The following is a 4,626-nucleotide window of genomic DNA, read 5'->3' as shown; positions in this document are numbered from 1 at the left end:
TCACACCCGTTCCCATACCGAACACGGAAGTTAAGCTTCTCAGCGCCGATGGTAGTTGGGGGTCTCCCCCTGTGAGAGTAGGACGCCGCCGGGCAAGATGCATTTTACATCTTGTTTCAAAGATAAGGATTGTGTATCCAAATCGAAGAAATTATTAGTATTCCGCAGTAGCTCAGTGGTAGAGCACTCGGCTGTTAACCGAGCGGTCGTAGGTTCGAATCCTACCTGCGGAGCCAATTTGGAGAGCTGTCCGAGAGGTCGAAGGAGCACGATTGGAAATCGTGTAGACGGTCAACGCTGTCTCAAGGGTTCGAATCCCTTGCTCTCCGCCATAGAAATTTGTACAAATGGCCCCTTGGTCAAGCGGTTAAGACACCGCCCTTTCACGGCGGTAACACGGGTTCGAATCCCGTAGGGGTCACTAAGATTTTTTCGCGTAAGGGAAAATAATCGTCCTTAATTTTTCGCGTAAGCGAAAATAATCATCCTTAACTTTATCGAAGTAACGATTACAAATGGAGGATTAGCTCAGCTGGGAGAGCATCTGCCTTACAAGCAGAGGGTCGGCGGTTCGATCCCGTCATCCTCCACCAAGATTTTTTCGCGTAGCGAAAATAATCTTCCTTAGTGTTTCGCGTAGCGAAAATAATCTTCCTTAATTTTTCGCGTAGCGAAAATAATCGTCCTGAATGAAAATTTCATCACCATTTATTACCGTCGCGGGGTGGAGCAGTTCGGTAGCTCGTCGGGCTCATAACCCGAAGGTCGCAGGTTCAAATCCTGCCCCCGCAATCATTAATTCCTTTTCAAGTTACTCACTTGAAGAGATTTGGTCCCGTGGTGTAGCGGTTAACATGCCTGCCTGTCACGCAGGAGATCGCCGGTTCGATCCCGGTCGGGACCGCCATACCATATTGGCTCAGTAGCTCAGTCGGTAGAGCAAAGGACTGAAAATCCTTGTGTCGGCGGTTCGATTCCGTCCTGAGCCACCATTAAAGGTTCTGGTTATTTGGAAATTGAATGAATTGGTTTTTTTGTACATGAAAATGATGTTATAATGGAGGGGTAGCGAAGTGGCTAAACGCGGCGGACTGTAAATCCGCTCCCTCAGGGTTCGGCGGTTCGAATCCGTCCCCCTCCACCATTTATAGGGGTATAGTTTAAAGGTAGAACGAAGGTCTCCAAAACCTTTGGTGTGGGTTCGATTCCTGCTACCCCTGCCAATTTATTATGGCGATTGTGGCGAAGTGGTTAACGCATCGGATTGTGGTTCCGACATTCGTGGGTTCGATTCCCATCAGTCGCCCCATTTTAATCACATACTCAACCTGTATAGAATCGTTATTGGGCTATAGCCAAGCGGTAAGGCAACGGACTTTGACTCCGTCATGCGTTGGTTCGAATCCAGCTAGCCCAGCCATTTGCGGAAGTAGTTCAGTGGTAGAATACAACCTTGCCAAGGTTGGGGTCGCGGGTTCGAATCCCGTCTTCCGCTCCAATTTAATATGGCGGCATAGCCAAGTGGTAAGGCAAAGGTCTGCAAAACCTTTATTCACCGGTTCAAATCCGGTTGCCGCCTTCACTAATTTTTTAGTGGGAATAGCAATACTTGAAATTCATATGCCGGTGTGGCGGAATTGGCAGACGCGCACGACTCAAAATCGTGTTCCTTCTGGAGTGTCGGTTCGACCCCGACCACCGGTATCAACCAACCCTAAGCAAACAATTAATTAAATAATTCTATCTAAAAAAATGGGACAGAGTCTAAACTTCTGTCTTTTTTTGTACATTTAAAATGGAACTCGGGCTATTTAGTATAATATTGTATTATAAATGAATAAATAAAAATTCATGTGCTAATATATAAATAAATGGAAATAAAAGAATTAGGAGTGAAAAAAATGGACCAAATGAATGATGTTCGCTGGAAACAAAGATTTGAAAACTTTGAAAAGTCTTTTAAACTCCTAGAAAAATACTCAAATGAACCAATATCAACTGAATTAGAGCGAGCTGGTATTATCCATTTTTTTGAAACAACCTTTGAATTAGCTTGGAAAGTAATAAAAGATTATTTGGAAGCAGAGGGCTATGCTGCTAAAAGTCAAAGGGAATCCATTAAACAAGCATTTCAGGTTGAGATAATAGAAGATGGACACCTCTGGATGGATGCACTTTCGAAGAGGAATTTATCAGCCCATACTTATGACCAAGAACTAGCAGAGAATTTAGTTAAAGAAATACAAGAGAAATTCCAGCCTTTACTAAGGAAATTATATGAAAAATTTTTAAAGGAAATATAATATGTTCGGATTAATTGAGAGTGATATACGGTATATAAATTCTGCATTAGCACAATTTAATGAGATAGAAATTGGTATTATATTTGGAAGTCGAGCAATGGGAAACTATAAAAAAGGTTCTGATGTAGATCTTGCTATAAAAGGAAAAGACATTACTTCAAAGACAATTTATAAGTTGTCTGATTTGCTTAACGAGGAATACCCACTTCCGTATTTTTTTGATCTAATCCATTATGAAGGTATCTCTAATGTGAAGTTAAAAAATCATATCGATAGAGAAGGGATTACAATTTTCGAAGCTAACTCAAGAAATTATGGAGGCTATTAAAAGAATTTCAGCAATAAGAAATCAACATAAATAATTCCCATATCTTAAAGAATTGTATAAATTAATTGTGTGTATGATACGGTCCACCGGTATCATGAGAACTTTTTAAGTTCATTTTAAAGCAATTAGAAATCCCGAAAACGTTGATTTATCAATGTTTTCGGGATTTCTGCTTTTTAAGGGTTACGATAGAAAACGATAGGGTTTTTACACTCAAAAATACACAAGTTCATTTATTTTACACAGCTTTTACACATTGTTTTTTAGATTCATACCGAAATCGCGCTCTTCTGGTTATTGGTTGGGCAGCTGCCTTACGTAGAAGTGAACTAGTTTCTTTGGGTATTGAACATTTGGAGAATACACGGGAAGGACTTTTGCTGAATCTAGTACGAAGTAAGACGGATCAAAAAGGAGAAGGGCAAATAGTGGCATTACCATTTGGCAGCAGCCTGCTTACCTGCCCTGTCCGATTGTTGGAAGCCTGGATTGAAGCGACCGGCCTTGAGGATGGGCCTCTTTTCAGAAGAATTGATCATCATGGAATCCTTGGTAGAATGACCCCTCAATCTTTCCGATTAATCGTAAAAAGATGTTGCCAGTCAGTTGGAATGCCTTCCGAAAAATACGGTGCGCATAGCCTGCGGAGTGGCTTTTGCAGTACAGCAGCAAAAACGGGTAAGGCCGAGCATCAAATCATGAAACAGACGAGGCATAAAAGAAGTGATTCATTGCAACGCTACATACAAAAAGTGAACATGTTTGAAAATAATGCAGCAAGCGGGATCGGTCTTTAGCATCCCCTCACTTCAATTTTTTCTTTAACTGCTGAATTTATTGTCTCAAATAATAATTAATTGTGTGTCAAAGGGCACACAAAATGCCGATAATCGAGCCGCTTGGAATAACCTCCACAACTTTTCTACGGTCTTCCAGCCACAGGGCATCCTTCCCTTGTTCTTTTACTCCTATTGAGCGCATTAGTGCAATGAATTCTACAAATAGTTTGCCATCCAGACTTGCATCAGAAGAAACCGATAAGCGACGTAAGTTTAATCGTTCTTTCAGGTTGTCGAATGCCTTTTCAACAAGATCCTTGTTGGGATAAATTTCAAGTGTTTCAATAGGATCTTTGAGTTCGTTACTAATGAGGCAAAAATAAAAGTAGATGCTAGCTTACTGTGGCAGATAGAGAAAAGCAAAAAAACTATAAGGCGCATGGTGAACCCGAACATCTTTTTCGTTAGACATCCTGAATTCCTTTCGACTAGTAGATCGACTGGATAAGAAAGACATAGCACCCGCTTTTCAATTTCATATTTTTCGTAATAGAGGGGATTTTGGTTTGATGTATGGTGCAGCTCTAATCTGCTATTATTTCTAATAAGGTGGTGTTGACTGATGTTAGAAGACCAAAACAGTGCGCCAAGGAGAAAATTTGCTTGGGCAGATAAATGGGTAAAGATGACGGGAGAACGGGCAAGAATTGATGCAAAGGTAAATAACACGTATATTGTGTACGAAAAGAACGGAAAACTGGTTAAAGAATTCCCGAATGGAAATGTTGTCCCTCTTCCTAATGAGGATCAATCATGAAGCATAGTCACCAACCTATGTTCTATGTATTTGCCGGTAATAATGGAAGTGGAAAAAGCACTATCAGGAACCTACTTATCGACAAAATTGGCGTTGACATTAACCTTGACCCAGATGCAATTGCAAGAAGAATTGACCCTGAAAACCCAGAATCAAAGAGGGTTACTGCTGGGAAAGAAGTCATAAGATCTGTAAATAAATACATCAAAGAAGGCAAAGACTTTTCTATAGAAACAAGACTAGCTGGTGGAAATGCCATTGACAGATGCATAAGGAAAAAGAAACAGGTTACGAAATCACCATGTTTTATCGTTTTCCGACAGAAGACTCCCACCTCAATCGTGTGAAGGGCGAAGCCCAACGATAGGTGGGAGATGAATGTCGGTTAGGCGATAGCCT

Annotated in this window: 5 protein-coding genes, 14 tRNA genes, 1 rRNA gene and 1 pseudogene; 20 read left to right on the top strand and 1 reads right to left on the bottom strand. The window is 41.1% G+C overall.

Going from position 1 to position 4,626, the window contains the following annotated elements; translation table 11 throughout:
* From rrf to J2S25_RS19615, 18 genes are all read left to right on the top strand, one after another.
* Nucleotides 1-94, top strand: a 5S ribosomal RNA gene (gene rrf, locus J2S25_RS19700); the annotation flags it as partial.
* Nucleotides 95-161: 67 nt separating this feature from the next.
* Nucleotides 162-236 (top strand) — tRNA-Asn (locus J2S25_RS19695).
* 4 nt (nt 237-240) lie between these two features.
* Nucleotides 241-332: transfer RNA gene (locus tag J2S25_RS19690), tRNA-Ser, on the top strand.
* 17 nt (nt 333-349) lie between these two features.
* Nucleotides 350-421: transfer RNA gene (locus J2S25_RS19685), tRNA-Glu, on the top strand.
* Between the two features lie 96 nt (nt 422-517).
* Nucleotides 518-593: transfer RNA gene (locus tag J2S25_RS19680), tRNA-Val, on the top strand.
* Between the two features lie 125 nt (nt 594-718).
* A tRNA-Met gene (locus J2S25_RS19675) sits at nt 719-792 on the top strand.
* A 39-nt stretch (nt 793-831) separates the two neighbouring features.
* Nucleotides 832-907, top strand: a tRNA-Asp gene (locus J2S25_RS19670).
* 9 nt (nt 908-916) lie between these two features.
* Nucleotides 917-992, top strand: a tRNA-Phe gene (locus J2S25_RS19665).
* Between the two features lie 67 nt (nt 993-1,059).
* Nucleotides 1,060-1,144, top strand: a tRNA-Tyr gene (locus J2S25_RS19660).
* Nucleotides 1,145-1,149: 5 nt separating this feature from the next.
* Nucleotides 1,150-1,223: transfer RNA gene (locus J2S25_RS19655), tRNA-Trp, on the top strand.
* Between the two features lie 10 nt (nt 1,224-1,233).
* Nucleotides 1,234-1,309, top strand: a tRNA-His gene (locus tag J2S25_RS19650).
* A gap of 36 nt (nt 1,310-1,345) precedes the next feature.
* Nucleotides 1,346-1,420: transfer RNA gene (locus J2S25_RS19645), tRNA-Gln, on the top strand.
* A gap of 3 nt (nt 1,421-1,423) precedes the next feature.
* Nucleotides 1,424-1,498 (top strand) — tRNA-Gly (locus J2S25_RS19640).
* Between the two features lie 9 nt (nt 1,499-1,507).
* Nucleotides 1,508-1,579 (top strand) — tRNA-Cys (locus tag J2S25_RS19635).
* A gap of 43 nt (nt 1,580-1,622) precedes the next feature.
* Nucleotides 1,623-1,704: transfer RNA gene (locus J2S25_RS19630), tRNA-Leu, on the top strand.
* 197 nt (nt 1,705-1,901) lie between these two features.
* On the top strand, nt 1,902-2,303 hold the full coding sequence (locus J2S25_RS19625; RefSeq protein WP_044392001.1) for a nucleotidyltransferase substrate binding protein: 402 nt from the start codon (nt 1,902-1,904) through the stop codon (nt 2,301-2,303).
* A gap of 1 nt (nt 2,304) precedes the next feature.
* A complete protein-coding gene (locus J2S25_RS19620) occupies nt 2,305-2,631 on the top strand; it encodes a nucleotidyltransferase family protein (protein WP_044391999.1) in 327 nt (108 codons plus the stop codon).
* A 143-nt stretch (nt 2,632-2,774) separates the two neighbouring features.
* Entirely contained in the window at nt 2,775-3,428 is a 654-nt protein-coding gene (locus tag J2S25_RS19615) for a site-specific integrase (protein ID WP_157841616.1), read from the top strand.
* Between the two features lie 148 nt (nt 3,429-3,576).
* Here J2S25_RS19615 and J2S25_RS20135 read toward each other — a convergent pair.
* Nucleotides 3,577-3,798 (bottom strand): annotated as a pseudogene (locus J2S25_RS20135) (IS1634 family transposase); the annotation flags it as partial.
* A gap of 234 nt (nt 3,799-4,032) precedes the next feature.
* On the opposite strand from J2S25_RS20135, the gene J2S25_RS19610 reads away from it, so the two are divergent.
* Nucleotides 4,033-4,227, top strand: a complete 195-nt coding sequence (locus J2S25_RS19610; protein ID WP_044391998.1) for a hypothetical protein — start codon at nt 4,033-4,035, stop codon at nt 4,225-4,227.
* Nucleotides 4,224-4,574, top strand: a complete 351-nt coding sequence (locus tag J2S25_RS19605) for a hypothetical protein (protein WP_307192701.1) — start codon at nt 4,224-4,226, stop codon at nt 4,572-4,574. Before J2S25_RS19610 ends, J2S25_RS19605 begins: the two co-directional genes overlap by 4 nt.
* The last annotated feature ends 52 nt before the right edge of the window (nt 4,575-4,626 follow it).

The sequence above is a fragment of the Mesobacillus stamsii genome (assembly GCF_030814065.1).
Lineage (GTDB): Bacteria > Bacillota > Bacilli > Bacillales > Cytobacillaceae > Mesobacillus > Mesobacillus stamsii.
This window is presented reverse-complemented; position numbering and strand designations above follow the sequence as displayed.

Coding starts and splice junctions, on each gene's coding strand:
- J2S25_RS19625 (WP_044392001.1), top strand. CDS start 1,902: ATGGACCAAATGAATGATGTTCGCTGGAAACAAAGATTTGAAAACTTT.
- J2S25_RS19620 (WP_044391999.1), top strand. CDS start 2,305: ATGTTCGGATTAATTGAGAGTGATATACGGTATATAAATTCTGCATTA.
- J2S25_RS19610 (WP_044391998.1), top strand. CDS start 4,033: ATGTTAGAAGACCAAAACAGTGCGCCAAGGAGAAAATTTGCTTGGGCA.
- J2S25_RS19605 (WP_307192701.1), top strand. CDS start 4,224: ATGAAGCATAGTCACCAACCTATGTTCTATGTATTTGCCGGTAATAAT.